The sequence below is a fragment of the Asaia sp. VD9 genome (genome assembly GCF_037150015.1).
Taxonomy (GTDB): domain Bacteria; phylum Pseudomonadota; class Alphaproteobacteria; order Acetobacterales; family Acetobacteraceae; genus Asaia.
In genome coordinates, this window is sequence record NZ_JBBCQM010000005.1 from 236953 (window position 1) to 262957 (window position 26005).

The following is a 26005-nucleotide window of genomic DNA, read 5'->3' on the forward strand; positions in this document are numbered from 1 at the left end:
CGAACGGCGTAAATCCCAGCCTCGCGTTTTCGCTCCTTATAAGCCGCGATCGCTGACCTGCGTTCGCTCGCTTTCATCAAGTTCCCCCTTTTACCAAGGCTCTATCCTAATTCAGAACGCTACCTGGCACAATAACATCCGGGTAAATTGATTTATGTTTTCGTCCGGGTATAAGTGGGAGAATGAGCACATATCTCTCTACACGTTGCACGGCTTTCGCTGGGGTCAACCGGATAGCCACAGGTTCGTTGATCGACGTCGCCTTGACGATCAAGGGAATGGAAGATCGCATAGAGGGCCCGATCCTGACATTTGATGACGCGTCCGGCGCGGTCATAGACCTCGACCTTCGCGGTGGCACCGCAGAGATTGTCACGCGCCTGACCGGGCGCGGTAAGGCGAAAGCATTTGATTCGGGACACCAGGGCGGGGGCACTAACGGACCGGGTCGATCGCGAGGCCGTCCAAAACTGGGTGTGATCGCGCGTGAAGTGACTTTGCTTCCGCGTCATTGGGAGTGGCTGGCAAAACAGCCGGGAGGAGCGTCGCAAGTCCTACGCCGTATCGTAGACGAAGCGCGCCGTGCTGACGGCGGAAAGTCCGATCTCAACGCGGCTCATGAACGCACATATCGCTTTCTCTCTGCGCTCGCCGGCAATCTTGTCGGATACGAGGAAGCAATTCGCGCCTTGTTCGCTGGTGACTACAAATCCTTCAACGGCCGGATGGCTACATGGCCGTCCGATATCCGTGACCACGCCATCACTCTTTCCCAAAGCGCTCCCACGCAGGAGTGACCATGATAGGATCCAGTCAGCGCAAACTGCGTCTTGCGGCTTTCATCCGCCATGTATGGGATGAAGGAGACGCGGATGCATCTGACGATTACGTGGCGGAGGCCTATACGGTCCATCATGATCCCGGGGATCCTTGGGAGGGCAGAACGCTTGATCGCGCGGGCTTCGAGGATCGGGTCAGGAAATCACGAGCGGCCTTCCCGGATCAGAAATTCGATATCCAGGGATTGTTTGCCGATGGCCAGAGCGTTGTGATGACCTGGCTATGGTGCGGCACCCATCGGGGGGATCTGCCCGGCTTTCCGGCAACGGATGAAATGATCAGGATGTCGGGAGCTACAGTATATACTTTTAATAACAGCGAGCTTCTGACCGGACACTGGCAGATTTCTGATCGGCTCGGCGTTTTCCAGCAGCTGCAGCGTAACAGAGGGAAGAGCTCGTCAGCCAGAAGCCAGAGATAGGCTGATGCGCCTGGATCCCGGGCGACCGATTTTCGTGCCGCCAGGTGCGAACGGTAAGGGGTATGATTGATGGGCGTGTATCCGTGCCCTGGTCATGTATCACCCCTCAACCGCTCCCACAGGCTGGGTATCAGTTACCCAGTGGCTGGACGTGCGAGACTTTGCCGTAGCGATCGTAATAGATTACGGCGTCTCCACGCCGTTGCGCGTAGCCATCCGGTGTGCCGTCGGGGCGCTTGAACAGAATGCGATTGGCGTCGGGTTGTTCGATAACCTTGTCGCCTGGGGGGCGATATTTGAACATGCTGAAATCCGCTTCCGCCTTGGGAAGGGCGGAGGAGCGGGCAAGCTGATGCATATCCGGCTTTTTCTTGCTGTCATCGTCATCCTGAGCCGACGCGAGAACGGGGGTCATGACGACCCCCATACCCAGAGTGGCGAGTGCGAGATGACGGAGTTTGGACGGTTTCATCCGGGTGTTTCCTGTATCAGCCTTTGTTCCGGGCGGCGGGCGGAACCGAGGCTGTCGCAACGTCGGATGCGCTCCAGCCGCCGCCCAGAGCCCGATAGAGCGTTACCAGATTCTGGTAACGCGCCAATTGCACGTTGATCAGGCTCTGTTGCGCGTCATACAGGCTGCGCTGCTGTGTCAGGGTGGTCAGATAGGTATCGATACCCGTGTTGTAACGCATCATCGCCAGATCGTAGGCCTGCTGGGACGACTGGACCAGCCCCTTCATATGCGTGTCCTGCGCGAGATAGGTTTCACGCGCTGTCAACGCATCCGAGACTTCCTTGAACGCCGTCTGTACCGCCTTCTCGTAGGTGGCGATCTGAGAAAGGCGACGGGCCTTGCTGATCTTGAGGTTGCCCTCGTTCTGCCCCCAGGTGAAAATCGGGAAGGTGATGTTCGGCGAGACCGACCAGGTCTGGGCGCCTGGGGTGAAGAGATGCCGGAACTGCAGCGAACTCACGCCCTCCTGCGCCGTCAGCGTCACCTTCGGGAAGAAGGCTGCGCGCGCCGCACCAATATTGGCATTGGCACCGATCAGGTTGTGTTCGGCCGACTGGATGTCGGGACGCTGGGCGATCAGGTCCGAGGGAAGACCCGCCGGGAGATCGCTCAGAAGTGTCTGACTGCCGAAAGGCTGCGGCGCAGGCAGGGTATCGGGAAGCGGTACACCAACGAGCAATTGCAGCTGATGCTCGTCCTGAGCCATCTGGCGCTCATATTGCGCCTTGTTGCTCGCAGCCTGTTCGACCTGGGTCTGGGTCTGAGCGAGGGTCAGCGCGTCGGACTCGCCGTGATCGTATTTCAGGCGGGTCAGGCGGAGTGTGTCGCTCTGTGAGGTCAGGGTCTGATCCGTCACCCGTACGAGTTCGCGGTCCGCTAGCCATTGCAGATAGGTATTCGCTACCTGCGATACCATGCTGATCAGTACGGATTGCGCGTTCATGCGCGATCCCAGCAACTCCTCGGCCTGTTGGCGCGACAGATTGCGGATGCGGCCGAACAGGTCGATTTCATAGGACGAGAACCCGATATTCGCCCCGTAATAGCGCAGCATGGCTGTCCCACGCCCCAGACCCGGTGCGAAGGAGAAACCTGCGGTCTCCGACGGAGCAAAATACTGTCCCTGCCCTGTCACGCCAATCGGCGGGAACAGCGAGGCGTGCTGCACCTCGTAGCTGCCCTGGGCTTCCATGATCGCAGCCGCCTGGCTGCGCAGGTCGCGGTTGTTGCGCAGGGCGAGTTCGATCAGCGCGCGTAGCCGGGCATCGGTAAAGAAGTGCTTCCAGCCAATATCGGATGCGGCCTGGCCCGCGAGGGCCGCCGTCTTTCCGGCATCGGCCGGATAGGCATTCTGTACCGGCTGGGTCGGCCGGTTGTATTTTGGCGCCAGATCGCACGAGGCGAGCATGGTGAACGCCAACAGGGCGCTCACCGATTTCATGGTCTTCATGGTGCTCATGCGCCCTCTCCCCGAGCGGCTTCGTTGCGGTGTTCATACGGATCGACACGATCCTTCATGCGGGTCACGCGGAACAGGCGCAGGATCACCACAAAGAACACAGGGACAAAATAGACGGCCAGCAGCGTTGCCGAGAGCATGCCGCCCACGACGCAGGTGCCGATGGCGACACGCGCCGCCGAGCCTGCGCCTGTCGCGATTGCCAGAGGAAACACACCGCAGACGAAGGCGATGGAGGTCATCAGGATCGGACGCAGGCGCTCGCGGCCGGCCTTGAGCACCGAGTCCTCGAGTGAATCACCCTGCTCGAAGAACTCCTTGGCGAATTCGACGATCAGAATGGCGTTCTTGACCGAGAGACCTACCGTGGTCAGCAGTCCGACCTGAAAATACACGTCGTTATCGAGGCCACGCCACAGCGTGGCGCCAATAGCGCCGAGCACGCCAAGCGGAAGCACCATCAGCACCGAGAGCGGGATTGCCCAGCTCTCATAGAGCGCAGCAAGGCAGAGCAGAATGACGATGGCGGCGAGAGCATAAAGAGGGCCCGTGGCACCGCTCGAGGCGACCTGCTCGTAGGAGATACCGGTCCATTCATAACCGATCCCCTTGGGCAGATGCTGCAGGATCTTTTCCATTTCCTGCATGGCCGCGCCAGAACTGGTACCCGCTGCGCCCTGCCCCTGAAGCTCGAACGAGTTCAGGCCGTTATAGTCTTCCACCTTTTGCGGGCCGACAATCCAGTTGCCTGAGGCAAAGGCGTTGAATGGCACCATGGCCCCTGCCGTGTTCCGGACGTACCACTTGTTCAGATCCTCGGGCGTCATGCGCGCCCAGGCTTCACCCTCAATATAGACCTGCTTCACGCGATCGCTGCGCATGAACTGGTTGACGTAAATCGAGCCGAATGCCCCCTGGATAGTGGTATTGATCTCGGCATTCGTCACGCCCTGCGCATTGGCACGCTCACGGTCGATGTCCAGGTGGAATTGGGGCTGGTCTTCCAGACCCATGGGGCGCACGGCCATCAGCTTCGGGTTCTTGGCGGCCTCCGCGAGCACCTGATTCCTGGCTGCCAGCAGCGCCTGATGTCCCAGATGCCCGTTATCCTCCAGCTCCAGATCGAAACCGGCAGCATTGCCCAGTTCCATGACGGCGGGCGGATTGATGGCAAAGATGATCGCTTCCGGGTCCATCCAGAAGTGCTTCATGATTTCGCCGGCCACTGACATCGTCGTGTTCTTGTAGCCGGGACGTTCATCCCATGGTTTGAGTCGGATGAAGAACGCACCCGCGCTCTGGCCCTGACCGGCGAAGTTGAAGCCGTTCATGGCGAAAACGGACTGCGCGATATCACCGTATTTGTGCATGACATAATCGGTGATCTTGCGGTTGACCGCTGCGGTCTGGGCATTATTTGCACCCGGGCGCATGGTCACCTGACCGAAAATGATTCCCTGATCCTCTTCCGGCAGGAAGCCACCGGGAACACGCATGAACAGGAAGACGGCACCACCGGCAAAAGCCGCGAAGATCAGCATGCTGACCACACGACTGCGGACGAGGCGTCGCACCCCGCCCAGATAGCCATTGGTCATACGGTCGAAATTACGGTTGAACCAGGCGATCGGGCCCTTCTTATGCTCCTTGTGCGTCGGCTTGAGCATGGAGCCGCAAAGCGCAGGTGTCATGACCGTGGCGACGAGCACCGAGAGCCACATGGCCGAGACGATGGTGATCGAGAACTGACGATAGATCACCCCCGTGGAGCCGCCGAAGGCAGCCATAGGCAGGAACACAGCTGTCAGAACGAGCACGATACCCACGAGCGCGCCCGTGATTTCATCCATGGACTGGCGTGAGGCCTCCTTGGGGGAAAGCCCCTTTTCGCTCATCACGCGCTCCACGTTTTCCACCACAACGATCGCGTCATCCACCAGAAGGCCGACGGCGAGCACCATGGCAAGCATGGTGAGCGTGTTGATGGAGAACCCGAGAGCCGAAAGCACACCAAACGTACCAAGCAGCACCACTGGCACGGCGATGGTGGGGATCAGCGTGGCGCGGAAGTTCTGCAGGAAGATCAGCATTACCACGAAGACGAGGGCAATAGCCTCGAGGAGCGTGATGACCACTTCCTTGATCGACAGGGTGATGAACGGCTCTGTGTCGAGCGGATAAACGGTCTTCAGACCGCGCGGGTAGAACTTCTCGAGCTCGGCCACCTTGGCGCGCACGGCATTTTCCGTCGTGAGCTGGTTCGCTCCCGGTGCGAGCTTGAGCGCCATACCGACAGTCGGCAGGTTGTTGTAGAACGACGACAGATTGTAGTTCTGCGCGCCGAGTTCCACGCGGGCTACGTCGCTCAGATGCACCTGCGATCCGTCCTGCTGGACCTTGAGCACGATCTTCTTGAACTGCTCGGGCTCGCTCAGGCGTGTGGGACCGATGATCGTCGCATCGAAGCCGATTTCCTTGGTGGCGGGCAATCCGCCCAGTTCGCCCGAGGAAACCTGGATGTTCTGCTGCGAGATCGCAGTCTGGATATCGCTGACGTTGAGTGCGTATTTGTAAAGCTTGTTGGGGTCCAGCCATACGCGCATCGCGTATTCCGAACCGAACAGGGTGTGATCGCCCACACCCGACACGCGCGATAGCGGGTCGGACACGTTCGAAGCCACGTAATCGGCAATATCCTGACCCGACATGCTGCTATCGGTCGAGATGAAGGCGAGAACGAGCATGAAGTTCTTCACGGCCTTCGTCACGCTCAGGCCCTGCGCCACCACTTCGGTTGGCAGGCGCGGCTGTGCGAGCTGCAGCTTGTTCTGCACCTGAACCTGCGCGATATCGGGGTTGGTCCCCTGCGCGAAGGTCAGGTCGATTTCCATATGGCCACTGCCGTAGGAGGAAGCCGAGAGATATTCGAGATGATCGAGGCCGAACATCTGTTGCAGGATCGGGCGGACGGTCGTGTTATTGACCGTTTCGGCCGAGGCGCCGGGATAATCGACCGTGATCGCAATTTGCGGTGGCGCGATCGACGGGTACTGGGCGATCGGCATGCGGAAAATGGCAACCGCACCGACCAGCATGATGATCAGCCCGATGACCCAGGCAAAGATCGGTCTGTCGATGAAGAAACGAGACATTGAGAACTCTTATCCTGCGTGCGCGGGCTGGGCGTCGGCTGGCTTGCCGTCGGCGGATTTCTCGACAGGTTTTACGATGGCGCCGGGATGCGCCTTCTGGATACCTTCGATGATGATCCTGTCACCATCATTGAGACCGCCCATGACGACCCAGTCACCATCGAGCGCGCGGTCGAGCTGCACGAAGCGCATGGTCACCTTGTTGTCGTTATCCAGCGCGTAGACAAACGGATCACCCTTGGGATCGCGCTGCAATGCAGGCTGCGGAATGGTGATGGCCTTGGGGTCCACACCTTCAGCGACCTCGGCATGCACATACATACCAGGCATCAGCAACCGGTCGGTGTTCGGGAATTCCGCACGGACCACCATCGTACCCGTGGCCGGGTCCACCGTGACTTCCGTCAGGCGCAGTTGCCCCTTCTGATCGTAATGGCTGCCATCCTCGAGCGTAAGCTCGACAGCGGCTGCGTTGCCCGAGACCTTCTCCAGCTTGCCGCTGGCGAATTCGCGGCGCAGACGAAGCATGTCCGAAGTCGCAAGATTCACGTCCACATAGATCGGGTCCATGCGTGTGACCGTGGCGATAGCGTTGGTCTGACCAGCCGTTACCAGCGTACCAGGTGTCACGAGCATGCGTCCGATACGGCCATCGATCGGTGAGCGAACCTCGGTCCAGTCCAGATTGACTGCGGCGCTGTCTACATTGGCCTTTGCCTGAGCGATGTCGGCTTCAGCCTGCTTCGCCGAGGAAAACGTATTATCGTAGTCCTGTTTGCTGACAGCGTGAGCAGCGGCCAGCGGGCGATAGCGCTCCAGCTGGGCACGAATGCTCAGCGCGGCTGCCTGGGCGTGCAGGAGCTGGGCCTTTGCCTGATCGTAAGCCGCCTTGTAGGGCGCAGGATTGATGACATAGAGCAGCTGACCGGCCTTGACATCCGTGCCCTGCTCGAAGCTGCGCTTGAGGATCACGCCGCCAACCTGCGGACGCACCTGTGCCTGTTCGAAAGCCTCGACACGCCCCGGCAGGGACGTGCTCGTCTTGAGCGCATGGGGGTGCACGGTATAGACGCCCACCGTTTGCGGCGGTGGTTTGGGGGCGGCTGCCTTGTGTTTGCAGCCCGAAAGATCCAGCGTCAAAAGTGCCAAGGGAATGAGACGTAGCGAAAGGCTTGTTGTCGCCTTCAAATTCCACGGTGAACGGGCCGTGTAAGACGGAAATGCTCGCATGCTGGCGCTATCCAAAATGACCGATGTTCAAGAAGGGTAACCGTAAACCGTGCGCTCGCGCCAAAAAAGGTTTCGGAAACCCTTGAGTTTCTCTGCCATAGGGAACTATACGGTTTCCGAAACCCGGTCAACGGACCAGCAGCAGCTTGGAGCGATTTTTCGCAATACAATGTCAAGTACGACCCAAACAAAGGCCAGTCACGCCCAAGCCCAGGAATCAGGTCCATTGCGAAGGCACTGTGGTCGCCCCCCTGTATTGTGTGAAACCGAAAGGCGCGATAAAATATTCGATGCGGCAGAGATTGTATTGCAGCAGCACGGTTACTCAGGCGCTTCGATGGATCGTATCGCACAATGCTCGAATATGTCGAAAAAGACACTCTACCATATGTTCGCGTCCAAGCAGGAAATGGTGGAACATCTTCTGCGCGACAGACTTTTACTGTCAGGACTGCGCGACCTCGAGCTGCAGGGTGAAACGGTCGAGGATCGTCTCGTTTTCGGACTCGAGGCGCTTGCGATTGCCATGATGGCCGAAAAGCGTCTCAGCCTCATTCGCGTCGTGATTGCTGAAGTTTCCCGCAACCCGGAGGTCAGTCGTTTCGTGCGAGAGTTCTTCTCCAGCGCCGCCGGGCCTTTTCCGCTGCGCGTGTGGCTCGAGCGCATGGTGGAGGAAGGCAGTCTCGAGGTGGATGACGTCGAGCAGGCCTCGGATATGCTTTTTGGTGGCGCGCTGGCGACATCCATGCTCTGCGAGCTGAGTCATTGCCGCCCAAGGCAATATTGGGACGAGACGCCCGGCTATCTGCGGCGGGTGGTCAGGATGTTCCTGCACGGACTGGAAAACGAAAAAGGGGCCGTCTAGGCCCCTCTTTTGCTTCAGCCGAGATCAGGCGACGAGGCGCCCGTCCTTGTCGACCAGTTCGATCGGATAATCACCGGTGAAACAGGCATCGCAAAAGCGTCCCTGGGCGCCTGTGCGGCCATCATGACCGAGCGCGCGGTAGAGCCCGTCAAAGGAAATGAAGGCCAGGCTGTCCACCCCGATGGCCTCGGCCATCTTTTCGATTGTGTGCGTGGCGGCGAGCAACTGGCTCTCTTCGGGTGTGTCGATCCCATAGAAGCAGGGATGCTTGGTGGGCGGGCTGCTGATGCGCATATGCACCTCGGTCGCCCCGGCCGCACGAACCATATCCACGATCTTGCGAGACGTTGTGCCACGTACGATCGAATCATCCACCAGTACGACCCGCTTGCCCTTCAGAACGGGCGTATTGGCAGAGTGCTTCATGCGCACACCGAGATTACGGATCTGATCCGTTGGCTCGATGAATGTCCGTCCGACATAGTGATTGCGGATGATCCCCATCTCAAACGGAATGCCGCTCTCGGCAGCGAAGCCCATGGCTGACGGTACGCCGGAATCTGGGACCGGGACGATCACGTCAGCTTCGACGCCGCTCTCACGTGCCAGTTCGACACCGATCTGCTTGCGTGCATCATAGACCGAGTGGTCCTCGAGGATCGAGTCAGGGCGGGCGAAGTAGATATATTCGAACACGCAAAAGCGCGGGCTGGTCTGGGCGAAGGGGCGCATCGAGCGGATGCCGTCATTATCAATGATGACCATCTCGCCCGGCTCGACGTTACGGACGAACTCAGCGCCGACGATATCGAGGGCGCAGGTTTCGCTGGCCAGCATCCAGCCCCCATCGGCCACTCGCCCCAGGATGAGCGGGCGCACGCCCAGAGGATCGCGCAATCCGATCAGAAAGTCAGGGGTCAGGGCCACGACCGAATAGGCACCCTTGACCTGTTTCGCGGCATCGACCAGGCGCTCGAGCACCGTGGCATAGAGCGAGATGGCAATGAGATGGACGAACACCTCGGTATCGGTCGTGGACTGGAACAGACAGCCACGCTTGACCAGAGCCTGACGCAGCGTGGCGGCATTGGTCAGATTGCCGTTATGCGCCACCGCCAGACCGCCGAACTCAAAATCGGCATAGAGTGGCTGAACGTTGCGCAGAAGTGTGCCGCCCGTGGTCGCATAACGGTTATGCCCAATGGCACCGCTGCCCCTGAGTGTGTTCATGACGCGCGCATCGCTGAACACATCGCCAACCAGACCCAGTCCCTTGTGCTGACAAAATCTTTCGCCGTCGTGACTGACGATACCCGCTGCCTCCTGACCGCGATGCTGAAGCGCGTGCAGGCCCAGAGCCGCTAGCGCCGCCGCGTCAGGGGCACCCCAGATACCGACGACACCGCATTCTTCATAAGGACGGTTCGAGGGTTCGAGTGTGGCGGGATTCATCATCGGGCGGCGCTCCTTGGCAGGGTCACACTGGGTGTTCGAGGCGGGCGTGCGAGACAGATCATCGGGGCGACCCGATCAGAAGGCAGCCTCATGGCCTGTTGCGGGCGGCATGGCAAGATGAAGTTGCGGGAAATATGGCATGAGTTCCTGTGCCAGGTGCACCCCCGCCACGATGTAGGGTCCCGACTGGCTCCCCGCAATGAGGGAATGCGCCATACTTGCCCCGGCGATCGAGACGACCAGAAGGTATAGCACGACCAGCAGGATATAGCCGCGTGCAAACCCGAAGAAGAAGCCGAGAAGCTTGTCGGTTCCCCCCACAAGGACACTGCGCAACCCGGTCGCGAAGCGCTGGGCCACGGTGGAGAGTATCAGAACGAGCACGATGAAGGCCACGATATAGGCAAGCGCGGAGGCCGCTAACGGGTCACTCACCTTCTGGGAGATCCAGGGCAGGATCAGTGGTGCGATGCGTGCGGCCAGGATGAAGCTTCCCACCCAGGCGGCCAGACTGAAAACTTCCTTTGCAAAGCCTCTTGCCGCGCCCCAGAGCGCAGAGACAAGTAGGATGAAGAGGGCGGCAATATCGGCAGAATGTTCCATGAAGCGCGTCGAATTCCGCTCGATCAGGGGAGTTTCGTCGAGGAAGGCCGCCAGAACCGGCGAGCCGTATCGACGCTGGACGGTATGTCCCGGTTGATCTGGTTCAGCAGGTTACCCAGCTGCACACGATGGTCGATCTCGCGCCAGACGGCTTGCGGGTCAATCCCTCTGGATGCCCAGAGCCGGATGAGCGCATCCAGGAACGCGGCGCTCTGCTCGACGAGGTCCTCCCTCTGACCGAGGCTGTAAAAGCTGGTGCAGCGGACGATGGCATGGGCGAGGTCACGTCTCAGCGTATCGTCGGGGACGGTGACAGGCGAAGGTCTGGGCGCATCGGATCCGCGCTTCTTGCGTCCCTTGCCACGTGAGGCCGGCTTGGTGAGCGCGCGCTCGTTCCCCTCTCCTGTCGAATGGAGCGTGATGAGTCTGTCAATGATATGGGGGTGAGCCAAGGGCGCCTTCATGCAACCGGCATATGGATCAGATCGGGCAATCGTCAATCAAATCCGAGGGGTCGGCATCAATTTGATGATGATTAACCCTTAATGCATGACCGAGCGTGAGAAAACATTCACGATCACCACACCCACGATGATCAGGCTCAGGCCAATCAGCGCAGGCATATCCAGCGCCTGCTTGAACTTGACCCAGCTTATGGCCGAGATGAGGACAATCCCTACGCCGGACCAGATGGCATAGGCAATGCCGGTGGGCATGGTCCGCAGGGTGAAGGAGAGCGCGTAGAAGGAAATGCAATAGCCAAGAACGCTGAGCATACCCGGGACGGGGCGCGTAAAGCTGTCCGACATCTTGAGCAAGGTGGTCGCGAAGACCTCGGACAAAATTGCGATCAGGAGACAGATATAGGTCATGCGCCCTCTTGGTCTTGTTCGGCTTCCCTTATCCCAGGCACAGGGACCTGTCACGCCTGCTTCCGTTTCCCTCCGGGCGCCTTGAGGATGTGAGTAGAAACCCACCCTGAGCAATCTGGTTCGAAGCGGGACGCGCAAAGGCCGCAGCGCCCCGACGCTGCGGCCTTTATCAAAACGAGTTCGGCTCCGGCAAGGTAAGGTGAAAAGGTAACCTATGTCAGGCTGGCTCGACCTCTCCGGATTTCAGATAAAGCTTGCTTCCATGGGCCTTGAAGCTCTCTTTCATCTGTTCCATCCCCTGCTCGCGCTCGGCATTGCGTCGGATGTCGTGGCTGATCTTCATCGAGCAGAATTTGGGGCCACACATCGAGCAGAAATGCGCCGTCTTATGCGCCTCCTTCGGCAGGGTCTCGTCATGGTAGCAACGCGCCGTGTCGGGATCGAGCGCAAGATTGAACTGATCCTGCCACCGGAACTCGAAGCGGGCGCGTGAGATGGCGTCATCCCTGATTTGTGCGGCCGGATGACCTTTGGCGAGATCGGCCGCATGGGCCGCGATCTTGTAGGTGATCACTCCGACCTTTACATCGGACCGATCGGGGAGACCCAGATGCTCCTTTGGCGTGACATAGCAAAGCATGGCGCAGCCATACCAGCCGATCATCGCCGCTCCGATACCTGAGGTGATATGATCGTAGCCAGGGGCGATATCGGTCGTCAGCGGACCGAGTGTGTAGAAGGGGGCCTCGCCACATTCACGCAGCTGCTTGGTCATATTGATCTTGATCTTGTGCATGGGCACATGACCCGGCCCCTCGATCATGACCTGACAACCCTTCTCCCAGGCAATTCGGGCGAGTTCGCCCAGGGTTTCAAGCTCGGCGAACTGCGCCGCGTCATTGGCATCGGCGATCGAGCCGGGACGCAGACCATCGCCCAGAGAAAAGGAAATGTCGTAGCGACGCATGATGTCGCAGATCTCGTCGAAATGCTCGTACAGGAAGTTTTCACGGTGATGGGCCAGGCACCACGCCGCCATGATCGATCCGCCGCGTGATACGATGCCCGTGGTGCGGCCCGCGGTCAGCGGTACATGGGCGATGCGCACCCCAGCGTGGATGGTGAAATAATCGACGCCCTGCTCAGCCTGCTCGATGAGCGTGTCGCGATAGATTTCCCAGGTGAGGTCTTCGGCCACGCCCCCCACCTTCTCCAACGCCTGATAGAGCGGCACGGTGCCGATCGGCACCGGTGCATTGCGCAGGATCCAGTCGCGGATGTTATGGATATTACGCCCGGTCGAGAGATCCATGACCGTATCCGCACCCCAGCGGATCGACCAGACGAGCTTCTCGACTTCCTCAGCTGCCGAGGAGGTCACGGCCGAATTGCCGATATTGGCGTTGATCTTCACCAGAAAATTGCGCCCGATGATCATGGGCTCGAGTTCTGGATGATTGATATTGGCGGGGATTATGGCGCGGCCTGCAGCGATCTCCGAGCGGACGAATTCGGGCGTGATGAAAGTCGGGATCTCGGCTCCGAAATCCTCTCCATCGGCGCGACGCGCCTCGGCGCCCTCGACCATGGCAGCACGGCCCAGATTCTCGCGATGTGCGACGAAGATCATTTCCTCTGTGATGATCCCGGCGCGGGCGAATTCATATTGCGTGACCAGATCGGCCTTGTCGCCACACAGCACGTCATGGGGTGCCGGACAATGGGGGACGGCCTGATCGCCTTTGGCGAAACCGTTGTCTTCCGGCTTGATGGCCCGGGTTTCGACCACAGGGCTGAATCCGCGTCGGGCCAGCCAGGCGGCGCGGATTGATGGCAGGCCGAGCGACACATCGGCATGGTAGCCGGGGGCGGTGTAAGGCCCCGACGTATCGTATACGCGTACTGAAGGCTCATTGGCACTCGGTTCCAGATCGATTTCCCGGAACGGCACGGTGATATCAGGACGCCCCTCGGGGCTGGATATGACTTTGCGCGAGCCCGAGATCGGACCCGTAGTGACCTGCCCATGGGCAGGGGCTCGGTCGCGCGCCGTAACTTTGGTGGAGGATTGCAGCGTTGAGTCGTCCATCATGTCTCCCCTTGCAACGTGGAGTTATGTCCGACAGCGCAAGAGCAGGATGAACGGGGTCACAGATCGGGACTTGGCCGCTCACACCAATCCCTACGCCGGTACGAACCGGATCAGGTTCTTCGCCCACATGCCGGGGCGAAAGGGTCGCTGCGCTGCGGGGAGCCCGCCATCAGCCTCTCAGCCTCTTGTCGAGGCCCCCCCTGGTATGGCGCGAGTGTTGCGGCCTCACGGGCCGGGTGTCAATCGGAATTCGAGATCAGGGCTGTCAGACCCGCGTATCGACGACGTCAACGCCCCTGCCCCGCTTGTTGCGGCGAAGTTCAGGCGCGCAGACGGCTTGCCCGTCCGGTCATGGGTTTGAGCTGGCCAATCTCCTGGTCGTGACGGCTGAGCCCAGCCGGCGTGATGTGAAATCGGCCATCTGTGCCAAGGGAGACGAAGCCCATGGCCTGAAGACGCTCCAGGCATGGCTGGTCGCGCAACCCCTGTGGGCGACCGATCCCCTCGCAGAGCAGGGTGCGGTGCAGGGTCGAGCGACAGCAGGTTTCGAGATAGGGTTCATCCCACATGATGGCCTCTCAGGTCGTCCAACGGCGTGAGCAGGTCGCTCGCGCCTGTCTTTTCACGATTGGCGGCGCGGAGCAACCGAAGAACGCGATATGGCGCTGTGGTAGCGAGGCCCAAAACCGCTGGCATGTCGGGTGATGCCGCCCGCCTCCCGCCAACTCGTGGAAACTGTAGAAGAGGTGATCGTGGCACCAGGGGGTCGCTCCTGAGCGTGAGCGCGGTATAAAGAGCGCGATTGCGTTCAAACCCGGGTAGTCCCATGACTTTTTCTCCCTTTTCGACCCTCGCGACCCGCCTGATCCACGGTCTCGATCCTGAACACGCTCATGAGGCGGCAATCGAGGCATTGGCGCTCGGTATGGGGCCAACCGCACCAAGGGATGTGCCCGCGTTAAGCACACGCTGCATGGGGTTACGCTTTCCGAACCCCGTGGGTATGGCCGCGGGATTCGACAAGAACGCCCGTATACCGATGGCTCTGGCCCGTATGGGGTTTGGCCATGTCGAGTGCGGCACCGTTACACCGCGCCCACAGGAGGGGAATCCAAAGCCAAGGCTTTTTCGCCTGACCGAAGACCGGGCGATCATCAATCGGATGGGGTTCAACGGGGACGGTATCGACGCCTTCGTGACCCGGCTGACGCGTTTTCGCCAGCTTCGGGCAACACGCAGCGCAGCGCTTCGGCGCGTGCCCATCGGGGCCAATCTGGGGATCAACAAGCTCGGCGCGCAGCCTCTCGAAGATTACCCCTACCTCGTTTCTCGCGTGTCTGAACTGGCTGATTACATTACCATCAACTTGTCATCGCCCAACACGCCAGGGCTTCGCGACCTGCAAACCGCGCGAACCCTGAGCGATATTCTGGGTGCGATCCGCGCCCGAAATCCTGGTCACCCGCCGCTCGCAGTCAAGCTTGCGCCCGATCTTGATCCGGCTGCACTGCCCGACATCGTCGCGGCGGCGATCGAGGGTGGCGTCGCGGGGCTGATCGTCAGCAACACGACGATCAGTCGCCCCTATTCATTGAGCGACGCGCAAGCAGGTGAAAGCGGTGGCCTCTCCGGTAGGCCGCTGGCGCAACTTGCCCTCATGATGCTGCGTCGGGTCGTGCCTTTGGTCGCCCGGCGCGCGGCCGTGATCTCCTGCGGGGGGATCGAGAGCGGCTTCGACGTTTTCGAACGCCTGCGTGGCGGCGCGGATATGGTGCAGATCTATACCGCGCTCATCTATCAAGGCCCCGGACTGGCGCAGAAAATCAAGAAGGAACTTCTGACCGAGCTTTACCGCACCGGTTATGAGTCGATCACAGATCTTCGTCAGGCAGAATTCTGAACAAGGGCGGGCATCTGTCCAGTCGGGGTGGAAGACGCGTCGAGCGGAAGGGAAAACCCTTGCTTCTCCAACTCGTTCATTCCCGAGATCCAGGTTCAAAAAGGCATAGAGGAGGCACAAACCGCGATGCCAGTATTCATGAGACGCTCCGGTCTCACCGTTATTCTCGGGGGCCTGTTTGCCCTGATTCTCTCCATCGCGCCTCCTGTCGCCATGGCAGCGCCTGCCGGAACCGTCCCGAACGGTGCCGCAGGGCCGCTCGTCCCTTCGGCCGCGGATGGCTATGGCTGGACGACGGTCTCGGGAACGCTGAATCGCCAGATTGCTACCGCCCAGAACCAGCTCAAATACATTTATGGCCAGCTGAACCGCACGGATATCGTGCTCGGGAGTGAGACCCTTTCCGAGCTTTCGGACCAGGTCGATGCGATCACGTCGATCGCGCAATCCATCCAGACGCAGGCGGCGTCCTATCAGACCGTTTATGAGAGCTATCTGGACATTGTTGGTGCCAAGGCCGATGGGGAAAGTCAGGCGATCGTCACACAGCGGGCGCATTTGCAAGCTGTACTGCAGGACATCAAATCCACGGTGACACAGGGGCGTCTGCTTGGCTTGCAGGCCAAGCAGGTGCAGCTCGAGGTCCAGCGACGCGGTACCGTCAGCCAGCAGGAGCTGCTGTCAGAGCGTATTGCTTCCCCCCTGACGCTCACTTTCTGGCGCAATCTTTATGCCGAAGGGCCGGCCCTGCGCCTTACCCTCGCCCCACCCGTCAATAATGGCTATGCGGGCGTTCTGTATCACTGGCCCTTTCTCGTCGGCGCGCTCGTCGGCGCGTTTCTGCTGACGGCCCTGCTCGCACGTCCCGCGTACTGGCTGTTTCGCCAGCTCGAAGGCAACATCGTGCGCCGTTTCACTGGCGACATTCTCTCCGAGCATCATCGATCCTTCATTCCGGTTGCGATGTCCGGGATCGTCTGTGGCTTCGTCATGTTCCTGGTGTGGGAAATTCTCGCCGGCCTCTTTTCGCTCGATGAGGGGCGTAGCCCGCTCTTCATGAACAGTATCGCAGGGATTATGCCGCTTTGCGGGTTCATCCTTGGCGCGGGCCTCCCTGCCCTGAGCCGAGCGACAGCCGTGGACGGAGCAGATCAGCGCGCCGCACGCGCACTATGGGGCGTGGATTGGTGTATGGCGGTGATCGTCCTGCTCCAGACAATTTTCATCACCATTGGTATGGAGAATGCATTCCCGGTCACGGCGCGTCGTCTGATCGAGGCAATCTTCACCCTCGCTGTGACGCTCCTTTTCGTCGGTATGTGTCGCCGCCTCACGCGACGCACCGATGCGCGCCTGGCGCCGGCCGTCTATGGTATCGGCTGCCTCGTCATGGCCGTAACCTGGATTGCGATCGCGCTTGGGTTCCTGGCTTTCGCCTTCGCCGTAGCCGTATGGTCGGTGGCGCTCTCGGTCAGCTTCGCAACACTGTTCCTGATCTCGCTTGCAACGAAGGAGTTTACGGCGCGGAATTTCTCGACCGCGTCACTTGTCTCCCGCCGCCTGTCACGCCTGGGGGTTCACTCCAATCGCGTTGCTCAGTTTGGCGTGTTGTTGTCTGGTGTCATCAACATTGCCCTGATCATCGTGTTTGTTGCTGTCTGCCTCTCGGAGGGGAGTCTCGATATCCCGGTGGTGGCAGACAAGGTCAACGGGCTGTTCGTTGGTCAGACCATCAACGGTGTGCAGTTCTCGCTCAATACGGCTGTATTCTGCATCGTTATTCTGCTCGTTGCCTATTACGCGATCCGCGCTTTCAGCCAGTGGCTTGAATCACGCCTCTTCCCGACGACAAATCTCGATATCGGCGCACGGACGTCGATCCTGAACATTTTTAACTACGTTGCCTGGATTGCCGTGTTTCTGATGGTACTTTCCGAGGCCGGGGTAACGGTGAAAAACCTTACCTGGGTGGTGAGTGCGCTGTCGGTGGGTATCGGCTTCGGCCTCCAGGCGATTGTGCAGAACTTTGTTTCCGGAGTTATCCTTCTCGCTGAGCGCCCGATCCGTGTGGGTGATCTGATCGAGCTCGGGTCGATCAAGGGAGATGTGAAGCGGATCAGCGTTCGATCCACCGAGATCGGACTCGGAGACGGATCGACCATGATTGTTCCGAATTCCCAATTCATTACCTCGGCGGTGCGTAATGCGACGCTCGGAACCTCGTTGAGTGCGGCCTCGGCAACCGTAACAATCTCACCTCGTGCCGACGCGACGAAGGCGCAGCTGGCTCTGATGAATATGATGAAGCAGCGCGAGGATATTCTTCAGGACCCCGCCCCCGGCGTCGCAATTTCTGCCATCACGGATACCGGGATCACGCTGGCGCTCTCGGCCAAGGTATCTTCTGTCCGTGATGTTGGCGGCGTGACGAACGCCATCATGTTGGACGCCTATCGCGTATTGCAGGAATCGGGATTGGAATTGGGCAAGCCGTCCTAAAGGCGCACGAGAACAAAAAAGGCGGGAGACTTGTCTCCCGCCGCTTTTTCGTCCTGTGTTTCCAAGCCACCCCGCAATCAGGCGGTATGGCTACGATCCATCAGAAAGCCGGTGACCATGGATTTGAGCGGGGCAAGACGATCGGCAACGGCCAGTCCGGCCTTGCGAAGGGCGAGGGTCGGTCGGGCGTCATGCGTGTACAGCGTCGCGATCCCGTTCGTCGCCGCGAAAAGAGGTGCGGTGGCCCGACGATGACGACGTTCGAACGCGCGCAGGGCTGAGGCACTTCCTGGATCGGCATCGGCACGGGCAATTTCCTCGCAGAGGATCGCCTGTCCCTTGAGACCGAGATTGAACCCATGCGCCGTGATGGGATGCATTCCGACGGCCGCGTCACCGATTAGCGCGAGGCGCGTCGTCTGGAAGCGATGGGCGAATACGGTTTTAAGGGGGTACGTGACCCGATCGCTCTCAACACTCATCTGGCCCATGCGTGCCTGGGTCCGGCGGGTGATATCGGCGCTGAACGTGGCCGTGTCCATTGCCTTGAGGGCTGCGATCTCTCCCGGGTCCAATGTCAGAACGAGAGATGACAGATGACCCGGCTGGCCGTCATCTGCCACAGGCAAGAGTGCGATAGTCTGGCCTTCGTCGAACCATTGAAGCGCCACGCCCTCATGTGGGAGCGGGTGGCGCATACGGCAAACCATGATCTGTTTGCCGAAATCATGCACGAGCGCGCCGATACCGCGCGACTGGCGGATTTGAGAAAACCGCCCATCGGCTGCAACGAGCAAGGCGCTTTCGAGCAAGGTGCCGTCATCGAGCAGGATGCGAGCAACATCGCTGTTACCCGAGCTACTGACGACTTTTTTGCCTGCAAGCACCGTGATGCGCGGTTCCTGACGCACGGCGTCGTGCAGGGCGGTGCGGATCAGATGGTTGGGAACGAGGTAGCCGAGCGCATCGCTCGACCCTTCCGGTGCTCTGAAAAGCAGTGCTCCGGCCTCGTTCGGGGGTACGTCCTGTCCCGTCTCGATACGGGCAGTGCGCAGTGGCGAGATTGCCCCCTCGGGGATACGCGACCAGATATCGTGGCTGTCCAGCCAGCCGCGCGAATGATGGGTGAGTGCAATTTCGCGCCCATCGAAAGAAGGGGCAGCGAGCACGCGATCAGGTGCGGGATCGGTGACCGTCACACGCCAGCCCCGCTCGGCAAGGGAAAGGGCGCAGGCGAGCCCCGCGGGACCAGCGCCAGCAATCGTGATGTCAGGCTTGGAACTCACTTGTCGGCCTCGAAGCGCACCGGTTCGCTTTTCCAGAAGGCCATGTAATCGCTGATATCGGGTCGCTTGCTTCCGTGCACGGGTTTATCGGGCGTGCCGACGAAAAGGAAGCCCGCAAGGCGCTGGGCGTCCCCCAGCCCCAAGGCCTCACGGAAACAGGGTTCCTCGGCGAAATCGCTCGAGACCCAGAATCCGCCAAAACCTTCGGCATGCAGGGCGTTGAGTACATTCATCGCACCAGCGCCCACCGAAAGCTCCTGCTCCTGTACCGGAATCTTGCTTTGGGGATCGAGTGCCATGACCAGAGCAATCGTCATGGGCATTTCCGAAAAGCGCTGACGCCGCTTGGCGATCTTTTTCTCGGGTACTTCGGGGTCAGCCGAGAGCATGGCCCGCACAACCTGTTCAGCAAACTCCGCACGATGCTTGCCCTTGATCACGATATAGCGCCAGGGCCTGATCTTGCCGTGATCGGGCGCGCGCAATCCAGCCGAAAGGATGCGGCCGATCTGCTCCTTGTCGGGGGCTGGTGCGTTCAGATGATCCGTCGAGGCCCTGGAAAGCAGGACTTCGAGGGCGGGGGACGATACGGGGGAACTGCTCATGCTCGATAGATGGCAAGCTTCCGATCTCTCGCCAAGAGGCCATCGCGTATTCGCGCCGAATAGTTTATGGTTGACCCCATGACAGAAGCCAGACAGTCCCGCCTTCACCGCAAGACCGGTGAGACCGATATTTCCGTCTTCATCGATCTCGATGGCAGCGGTCGCGCCGAACTCGATAGCGGGATCGGGTTCTTCGATCACATGCTCACGGCGCTCGCCAAGCATGGCGGATTCGACCTCGAAGTGCGTTGCCATGGTGACCTGCATGTGGACGGACATCACACCGTCGAGGATATCGGCATTGCGCTCGGCAAGGCCTTCGCACAGGCCCTGGGCGATAAACGCGGGATCACGCGGTTTGGCCATGCCCTCGTGCCGCTGGATGAGGCGCTCTGCGAGGTGGTCGTGGATATTTCAGGACGGCCCTACCTCGCCTGGAATGTCGAATTCGTGCGCGAGCGGATTGGCGAGATGGATACAGATTTGTTCGAGGAATTCTACCGCGCATTTGCCATGGCTGCGTCCATCGCTCTGCACATTACCTGTAAGGCGGGGCGGAATGCCCATCATATTGCTGAAAGCGGCTTCAAGGCCTTTTCCCGCGCCTTGCGTATGGCCGTGGCAATAGACCCGCGTGTCGGCAGCGCGGTGCCCTCGACCAAGGGGGTATTGTGAACGCCTATTTGGCCTTCGGCGGGGAGGCGTCATACCCGACCGCTCTGATCAAGCAGGGTATGCATTGGCGTCTCTTATTCCTCGGGCCGATCGGTTTTCTGCTCAGTGGCTGCTGGATCGCGTTTGCCATTAGCGCCTGTATCAGCGCCGTGGTGCTGCGTTTTACCGGTCCGGCCGGTCTGTTCCACGCTTATATCCTGAACTTAGTGCTGGCCGTTTTTGCAGCGGAGATCATGGGATGGGAGATCCGGCTCAAGGGTGGCGTACCTCGCAGCGTATGGCTGGGAAGGAGCATGGCTGATGCCAGACTGCGTGCTGCCGACTCAGCGTCGGGTGCAGCATGAGAAAGATCGTTGTCATCGACTATGACGGAGGAAATCTTGCCTCCGCCGCTCAGACGGCAAGGCATGTCGTCACGACACAAGGCCTTGATGCGGACGTCATCATCTCGGGAAGACCGGAGGATGTTTTCGGTGCCGATCATATCATCCTGCCGGGTCAGGGCGCCTTTGCGCATTGCGCAGCGGGACTTGGTGGCGGACTGCGTGAGGCCCTGGTGGAAGCCACTGATCGCGGGACGCCGTTTCTCGGCATTTGTGTGGGCATGCAGCTCATGGCTCAATGGGGGCTTGAGCATGGGCGAACGGCGGGACTTGGCTGGATTGATGGTGAGATTGCCCGCATGGATGCGGCGCTAGAGGCCGGGCTGCGCCTGCCGCATATGGGGTGGAACGTGCTCGATTTCGAACCTGGCCACCACGCGCTGACGGCCGGACTTACCCCGGGAGATCACGGGTACTTTGTCCATTCCTACGCGCTTACGGGCTGGAACGAAGACGATATCGTCGCGACTGCCGGTTATGGCGGGCGGGTGCCGGCCATCGTGGCTCGTGGCAATCGTTGCGGAACGCAGTTTCATGTCGAGAAAAGCCAGAAGACCGGTTTGACGATCATGGCTAATTTTCTGAGCTGGATGCCGTGACCCGTATCGCGGAGCGTCTCTCGCGTATTGATGAAACGGATATGGCCGCGCTATGCGAGATCACCACGGCAGCTATTCTGGATGGGGGTGGTCTAGGCTGGCTCATCCCTCCTGGACGCGCCGTTCTTGAGCGCTACTTCAATGGTGTCCTCATGGTGCCGGAGACGCGATTTTTCGTTGTGCGCGACGAGGACGGCCAGATTCAGGGCTGCGCGCAGCTCGTACGTCCGTCGCGTAACAACGAGGCCCAGGCACAGACAGCCCAGATCCGCGGATATTTTGTGGCGCCATACATGCGTGGGCGCGGGCTGGGGTATGTTCTGGCCGATGCCGTCATAGAGGCGGCTCGGGCTCTTGGCTGCAGGGTACTGAACTGTGAGGTGCCTGAAACGCAGCACTCCGCCCTGTCCATGTTCCGGTCACTTGGTTTCGAGCACTGGGGAACGCATCCTTTTTACGCCCGGAGCCATGAAGGAACCATCAAGGGGCTCTTCATGACAAAGCGCCTCGATCCAGGCGCTTCTTCCATCACCAGACAAAAACGGCAGTCCGAAAAGGAAAGCACCTTGGCGAGCACGGATACTTCCACGCAGCGGCATCTCATCCTCTATCCCGCGATCGATCTCAAGGACGGCGCCTGTGTACGCCTGCGCCGAGGGGAGATGGATGAGGCGACGGTCTATTCTGACAACCCTGGCGCGCAGGCCCTTGCTTTCGCGCAGGCCGGATGTTCCCGACTGCATGTGGTGGATCTCAACGGGGCTTTCGCGGGGCGTTCCGCCAATGGGGCCGCGGTCGAGGCGATCCTTGCCGCAACGGATCTTCCTGTCCAGCTTGGGGGCGGTATTCGTGATATGGCTGGTATCGAACGCTGGCTTACCGCCGGGCTCGACCGGGTCATTCTCGGTTCGGTTGCCGTGAAGAACCCGGAACTGGTGCGGGAGGCCTGTCGGGCTTTTCCGGGCAAGATCGTTGCCGGAATTGATGCGCGTCATGGGCGTGTTGCAACCGAGGGCTGGGCAGAAGTGTCTGAGCTGAATGCGCGTGACCTCGCCCTGCGCATGCAGGATGCAGGTGTTGCTGCTGTCATCTTCACCGAGATCACCCGTGACGGCATGCTGGAAGGTCTCGACCTCGAGCAGACGGCTGATCTTGCGCGCAGGCTTTCCATCCCGGTCATCGCGAGCGGTGGAGTGGGCTGCGCCCAGCATCTTCGTGACTTTCGGGCGGTGGCCGATGAGACGCCAGGCCTTGACGGGGTTATCGTGGGGCGCGCGCTCTATGATGGTCGGGTATCGCTCAAGGAAGCGCTCAGTATCGTCGAGGGCACGTCATGCTCAAGCTGAGAGTCATCCCCTGCCTTGACGTCAAGGATGGGCGCGTGGTGAAGGGCGTGAACTTCGTCTCGTTGCGCGATGCCGGTGACCCAGTGGAGCAGGCTGTCGTTTATGATGCAGCCGGAGCCGATGAACTGACCTTCCTTGACATCACGGCCAGCGTTGAAAACCGCGATACCATCTATGATGTGGTTCGGCGCACGGCCGAGCGTGTCTTCCTCCCCTTGACCGTAGGCGGAGGGGTGCGCGCGCCCGAGGACATGCGTCGTTTGCTTCTGGCGGGAGCGGATAAATGCGCAGTCAATTCGGCGGCTGTCGTCAATCCTGAGTTGATCAACGAATCAGCAAATCGCTTTGGGAGCCAATGTGTCGTCGTTGCCATCGACGCCCGCTCCGACGGTAAGGGCGGCTGGGAGGTCTATACAAAGGGCGGCCGCCAACCCACAGGGATAGACGCCGTGGCTTGGGCGCAGGAAGCCCAGGCTCGCGGTGCGGGCGAGATCCTGTTGACGAGCATGGATCGAGACGGCACGGGAGAAGGCTTCGATCTCGATTTGCTGCGCAAGGTCTGTGGCACGGTTACAATTCCTGTGGTGGCCTCGGGTGGCGTGGGAGAACTTGCGCATTTTGTGGAAGGCGCGAAGGCGGGAGCGAGTGGTCTGCTTGCCGCCAGTGTCTTTCATTTCGGGACATTCGGCATTGCCGGGGTCAAGGCGGCCCTCGAAGAGGCTGGTCTGCCAGTGCGCCCGGGAAACTGATGCGCTGCGCGGAAAGCTTTGACCTGCCCTTTTGGCAGCATACGACGATGAATGGGAAATGATCATGGCGCTCGCCACGAAAAGAACGACACGCAAGGCTGATGGCGGCGGCGCCAAGAAAGGCGGGGCCAAGCCGGCCTCAGCCAAGAAGGCACAGGGTAAGAAGGGGGCGTCCAAGAGTGCCGCGCCTCCTGAAGTGCAGCAGACGGATGCTCAGGTTCTGGATCATCTTTTCGAAACGGTGTTGTCGCGTCGCGGAACGGACCCGTCGCTAAGCCACTCCGCACGCCTCCTTTCGCGGGGACGCAAGAAGATTGCTCAGAAGTTCGGTGAGGAAGCGGTCGAGTGCCTGATCGAAGCGGTCGCAGGAAAGCCCGCAGAGCTTATCAGCGAGAGTGCGGATGTGTTGTACCATCTGATCGTGATGTGGGTGGATGCGGGCGTCACCCCTCAAGAAGTGTGGCAGGAGTTGCGTCGCCGTGAGGCCATGAGTGGCGTCGAGGAAAAAGCCTCGCGCCCGCGCAAGACGGGGGAATGAGCCATGGCTGTTGATTTGAGCCTTCCCTACGATCCAGGCAATGTCTTTGCGAAAATCCTGCGTCGTGAGATTTCTGTACAGATTCTCTATGAGGATGAGTACGCCCTTGCCTTCCCTGATATCTCCCCTCAGGCAACGATTCATGTCCTGATCATTCCAAAGGGTGCTTACGTGTCTTCGGCGGATTTCGGGGCGTCCGCGAGCAATGACGAAATCGCGGGCTTTGCGCGAGCAATCTCCAAGTTGGCCGAGCAACTGGGTCTGATCCGCAACGGATATAGACTGATCAGCAACACAGGACCTGATGCCGGTCAGGAGGTTCCGCATTATCACGTGCATCTGCTCGCAGGTGAAAAACTGAGTGCGAAATTAATCAAGAAAAACGCAGAATGACCCTTGCGGGCACCCCCGCGATGTCATAGAAGGCACCTCGCCTCGTCCCATTCGTCTAGAGGCCTAGGACACCGCCCTCTCACGGCGGCAACAGGGGTTCGAATCCCCTATGGGACGCCATTCGATTTTCCGCAGTTTTCTGCGGGTTCCAATGGGTAAAGAGCAAAATCCTGATTTACCAGAGTGTTGATTTTGAGCCATTCCTGAGCCAATCGGGAAAATATGGCTCTTTGGTATCAGGGGCTTCGCATGAGCGAATCAGAAAGATCAGGCATCGATCCGGCCACAGGCAAACAACTCCCCAAGGGCGTATGGTACCGTGGACCCGGCCAGTATCAGGCTCGCAAGATGGTCGATGGCAAACGCCTGAGAAGGACCTTTGCATCCTCAGCACTGGCTCGTCGCTGGCTCACGGAAAAACGTGCCGAGGTCGATCTTCGCCAGTTCAAGGACACATCGTCTCTCGACAAGACGCCTCTCAGACGACTGGTGGAGCGCTATCGCGACGAGTGCATGGCCCATCGCCAGGCGGACCGTACGGGCCACATCCCTGCCCTGCTCGATGACCCTGTCGTCAATGTCATGGTGAGCAAATGGCAACCTGCTGACGTTCGGGCCTTCCGTGATCGCATGCTGTCCGACGGTTATGCGCCAGCGACCGTGGTCAAGCGGCTCAATCTTCTCGCAAGCATCATTCAGCACGCGATCAGCGAATGGGATATCCACACGGTCAATCATGCCTCCGGCAGAGTTGTGAAACGGCCGCAAGGCGCCGACAGGAAGCGTAACAGGCGATTGGCCATGCTAGACTATAACAACACTCACCAGAGTGAGTATGACCGCCTTGTGGAGGTCGTTTCGACCTCTGAGCATGCGGATGATGTATGGCTTGTCAAATGGTCGATTGAACAAGCATGCCGTCTATCGGAATCAGTTTCTCTTTGCTGGAAAGACATCGATTTTCGCAGTCGCACACTGTCGCTTGCCCGAGTGAAGAGCGAGCGCCATCGGGAGGAACTTGGCCCCGAGAAGCGCCCCCTGACACCCGGTGCACGGCGCCTCCTCGTCGAGAAACTCAAGCAGATGCCGCACAGGCCCGAGCTGCGCGAGAAGATCTTTGAAATTGGCAATGAGAAGGCGTTTTCTGTCCGCTTTGGCCGGATGACAAAACGGGCGGGCTTGACCAACCTCACCTTTCACGATCTGCGCCATGAGGCGACGTCGCGTCTCGCGCGCTATCTTGCAAACCCCCTAGATCTGATGCGGGTCACCGGACATCGCGATCTGAAATCGCTCGATCGATACTACCAGCCCATCATGCAGGAACTCGCGGACAAGATTGAGGCTAATGAGCCAACGCCTATGAAATAGTCGACTAAATTTCCCTACTTCCGATAATTCTTATTATCGGAAGTAGGTGGGCGCGCGTGAAACGGCAGCGGATGGAGCAAAATCCCCATCCCAGAGGTGCGGTTTTGATGTGGCGTAAATCACCGCATTAATCTTTATTATCGGAAGTAGGGGAAGTG

25 protein-coding genes, 1 tRNA gene and 1 riboswitch are annotated in these 26005 nt (G+C 59.8%); of the genes, 14 read left to right on the forward strand and 12 right to left on the reverse strand.

The window, feature by feature from the left end:
- The first annotated feature begins 182 nt into the window (after window positions 1-182).
- Both WFJ47_RS08735 and WFJ47_RS08740 read left to right on the forward strand, forming a co-directional pair.
- Complete coding sequence (locus WFJ47_RS08735) at window positions 183-797, forward strand: DUF2239 family protein (protein WP_336762349.1); 615 nt, start codon at window positions 183-185, stop codon at window positions 795-797.
- 2 nt (window positions 798-799) lie between these two features.
- Window positions 800-1261: an ester cyclase gene (locus WFJ47_RS08740; RefSeq protein WP_336762351.1), complete on the forward strand. Its 462-nt coding sequence runs from the start codon at window positions 800-802 to the stop codon at window positions 1259-1261.
- A 130-nt stretch (window positions 1262-1391) separates the two neighbouring features.
- Here the strand turns inward: WFJ47_RS08740 and WFJ47_RS08745 are convergent, their stop codons facing one another.
- Genes WFJ47_RS08745 through WFJ47_RS08760 form a run of 4 tightly spaced genes read right to left on the reverse strand, consistent with a single transcriptional unit; the run spans window position 1392 to window position 7535 of the window.
- Entirely contained in the window at window positions 1392-1733 is a 342-nt protein-coding gene (locus WFJ47_RS08745; RefSeq protein WP_408868637.1) for a hypothetical protein, read from the reverse strand.
- Between the two features lie 16 nt (window positions 1734-1749).
- The gene (locus WFJ47_RS08750; RefSeq protein ID WP_127102374.1) at window positions 1750-3216 is read right to left on the reverse strand and encodes an efflux transporter outer membrane subunit; all 1467 of its coding nucleotides are present in this window, start codon (window positions 3214-3216) and stop codon (window positions 1750-1752) included.
- A 14-nt stretch (window positions 3217-3230) separates the two neighbouring features.
- The gene (locus tag WFJ47_RS08755; protein ID WP_127102345.1) at window positions 3231-6386 is read right to left on the reverse strand and encodes an efflux RND transporter permease subunit; all 3156 of its coding nucleotides are present in this window, start codon (window positions 6384-6386) and stop codon (window positions 3231-3233) included.
- A 9-nt stretch (window positions 6387-6395) separates the two neighbouring features.
- Window positions 6396-7535: an efflux RND transporter periplasmic adaptor subunit gene (locus WFJ47_RS08760; protein ID WP_336762353.1), complete on the reverse strand. Its 1140-nt coding sequence runs from the start codon at window positions 7533-7535 to the stop codon at window positions 6396-6398.
- A 250-nt stretch (window positions 7536-7785) separates the two neighbouring features.
- Between WFJ47_RS08760 and WFJ47_RS08765 the strand changes: the two genes are divergently transcribed.
- A complete protein-coding gene (locus tag WFJ47_RS08765; protein WP_336762438.1) occupies window positions 7786-8481 on the forward strand; it encodes a TetR/AcrR family transcriptional regulator in 696 nt (231 codons plus the stop codon).
- A gap of 24 nt (window positions 8482-8505) precedes the next feature.
- On the opposite strand, the gene purF is transcribed toward WFJ47_RS08765, so the two are convergent.
- The 6 genes from purF to WFJ47_RS08795 form a co-directional block, all read right to left on the reverse strand.
- Window positions 8506-9936 carry an amidophosphoribosyltransferase gene (gene purF / locus WFJ47_RS08770; protein WP_336762355.1) on the reverse strand — a complete coding sequence of 477 codons (1431 nt, stop codon included), beginning with the start codon at window positions 9934-9936 and terminating at the stop codon, window positions 8506-8508.
- Window positions 9937-10011: 75 nt separating this feature from the next.
- Window positions 10012-10539 carry a CvpA family protein gene (locus tag WFJ47_RS08775; RefSeq protein ID WP_127102349.1) on the reverse strand — a complete coding sequence of 176 codons (528 nt, stop codon included), beginning with the start codon at window positions 10537-10539 and terminating at the stop codon, window positions 10012-10014.
- Window positions 10540-10562: 23 nt separating this feature from the next.
- Window positions 10563-10991 carry a hypothetical protein gene (locus tag WFJ47_RS08780; protein ID WP_336762356.1) on the reverse strand — a complete coding sequence of 143 codons (429 nt, stop codon included), beginning with the start codon at window positions 10989-10991 and terminating at the stop codon, window positions 10563-10565.
- Window positions 10992-11081: 90 nt separating this feature from the next.
- Window positions 11082-11411: a multidrug efflux SMR transporter gene (locus tag WFJ47_RS08785; RefSeq protein WP_127102351.1), complete on the reverse strand. Its 330-nt coding sequence runs from the start codon at window positions 11409-11411 to the stop codon at window positions 11082-11084.
- 217 nt (window positions 11412-11628) lie between these two features.
- On the reverse strand, window positions 11629-13503 hold the full coding sequence (gene thiC, locus WFJ47_RS08790; RefSeq protein ID WP_336762357.1) for a phosphomethylpyrimidine synthase ThiC: 1875 nt from the start codon (window positions 13501-13503) through the stop codon (window positions 11629-11631).
- Window positions 13504-13572: 69 nt separating this feature from the next.
- A riboswitch (TPP riboswitch) is annotated at window positions 13573-13714 on the reverse strand.
- Between the two features lie 109 nt (window positions 13715-13823).
- Window positions 13824-14072 carry a hypothetical protein gene (locus WFJ47_RS08795; RefSeq protein WP_127102352.1) on the reverse strand — a complete coding sequence of 83 codons (249 nt, stop codon included), beginning with the start codon at window positions 14070-14072 and terminating at the stop codon, window positions 13824-13826.
- Between the two features lie 257 nt (window positions 14073-14329).
- Between WFJ47_RS08795 and WFJ47_RS08800 the strand changes: the two genes are divergently transcribed.
- Together WFJ47_RS08800 and WFJ47_RS08805 are read left to right on the forward strand one after the other, a co-directional pair.
- Window positions 14330-15403, forward strand: a complete 1074-nt coding sequence (locus WFJ47_RS08800; protein WP_336762360.1) for a quinone-dependent dihydroorotate dehydrogenase — start codon at window positions 14330-14332, stop codon at window positions 15401-15403.
- A gap of 138 nt (window positions 15404-15541) precedes the next feature.
- Window positions 15542-17902, forward strand: a complete 2361-nt coding sequence (locus WFJ47_RS08805; protein ID WP_336762362.1) for a mechanosensitive ion channel domain-containing protein — start codon at window positions 15542-15544, stop codon at window positions 17900-17902.
- Window positions 17903-17979: 77 nt separating this feature from the next.
- Here WFJ47_RS08805 and ubiM read toward each other — a convergent pair whose 3' ends face one another.
- Window positions 17980-19188 carry a 5-demethoxyubiquinol-8 5-hydroxylase UbiM gene (ubiM, locus tag WFJ47_RS08810; RefSeq protein WP_336762364.1) on the reverse strand — a complete coding sequence of 403 codons (1209 nt, stop codon included), beginning with the start codon at window positions 19186-19188 and terminating at the stop codon, window positions 17980-17982.
- Window positions 19185-19793: a nitroreductase gene (locus WFJ47_RS08815; protein WP_336762366.1), complete on the reverse strand. Its 609-nt coding sequence runs from the start codon at window positions 19791-19793 to the stop codon at window positions 19185-19187. The genes ubiM and WFJ47_RS08815 overlap by 4 nt, the downstream gene beginning before the upstream one ends.
- Before the next feature lie 78 nt (window positions 19794-19871).
- Here WFJ47_RS08815 and hisB point away from each other — a divergent pair, with 78 nt between their 5' ends.
- The 9 genes from hisB (at window position 19872) to WFJ47_RS08860 (ending at window position 25847) form a co-directional block, all read left to right on the forward strand.
- A complete protein-coding gene (hisB, locus tag WFJ47_RS08820; protein ID WP_336762368.1) occupies window positions 19872-20468 on the forward strand; it encodes an imidazoleglycerol-phosphate dehydratase HisB in 597 nt (198 codons plus the stop codon).
- Window positions 20465-20812: a hypothetical protein gene (locus WFJ47_RS08825; protein ID WP_336762369.1), complete on the forward strand. Its 348-nt coding sequence runs from the start codon at window positions 20465-20467 to the stop codon at window positions 20810-20812. Before hisB ends, WFJ47_RS08825 begins: the two co-directional genes overlap by 4 nt.
- Window positions 20809-21450, forward strand: a complete 642-nt coding sequence (gene hisH / locus WFJ47_RS08830; RefSeq protein ID WP_336762371.1) for an imidazole glycerol phosphate synthase subunit HisH — start codon at window positions 20809-20811, stop codon at window positions 21448-21450. Before WFJ47_RS08825 ends, hisH begins: the two co-directional genes overlap by 4 nt.
- A gap of 41 nt (window positions 21451-21491) precedes the next feature.
- Window positions 21492-22796: a 1-(5-phosphoribosyl)-5-[(5-phosphoribosylamino)methylideneamino]imidazole-4-carboxamide isomerase gene (hisA, locus tag WFJ47_RS08835; RefSeq protein ID WP_336762440.1), complete on the forward strand. Its 1305-nt coding sequence runs from the start codon at window positions 21492-21494 to the stop codon at window positions 22794-22796.
- Window positions 22784-23545 (forward strand): imidazole glycerol phosphate synthase subunit HisF, encoded by a 762-nt coding sequence (hisF, locus tag WFJ47_RS08840; RefSeq protein ID WP_336762373.1) that lies wholly within the window; start codon window positions 22784-22786, stop codon window positions 23543-23545. The genes hisA and hisF overlap by 13 nt, the downstream gene beginning before the upstream one ends.
- Window positions 23546-23603: 58 nt before the next feature.
- Window positions 23604-24083 (forward strand): phosphoribosyl-ATP diphosphatase, encoded by a 480-nt coding sequence (locus WFJ47_RS08845; RefSeq protein WP_408868641.1) that lies wholly within the window; start codon window positions 23604-23606, stop codon window positions 24081-24083.
- A gap of 3 nt (window positions 24084-24086) precedes the next feature.
- The gene (locus WFJ47_RS08850) at window positions 24087-24476 is read left to right on the forward strand and encodes an HIT domain-containing protein (protein ID WP_336762375.1); all 390 of its coding nucleotides are present in this window, start codon (window positions 24087-24089) and stop codon (window positions 24474-24476) included.
- Window positions 24477-24520: 44 nt separating this feature from the next.
- Window positions 24521-24596, forward strand: a tRNA-Glu gene (locus tag WFJ47_RS08855).
- Between the two features lie 129 nt (window positions 24597-24725).
- Window positions 24726-25847: a site-specific integrase gene (locus tag WFJ47_RS08860; protein WP_336762376.1), complete on the forward strand. Its 1122-nt coding sequence runs from the start codon at window positions 24726-24728 to the stop codon at window positions 25845-25847.
- The last annotated feature ends 158 nt before the right edge of the window (window positions 25848-26005 follow it).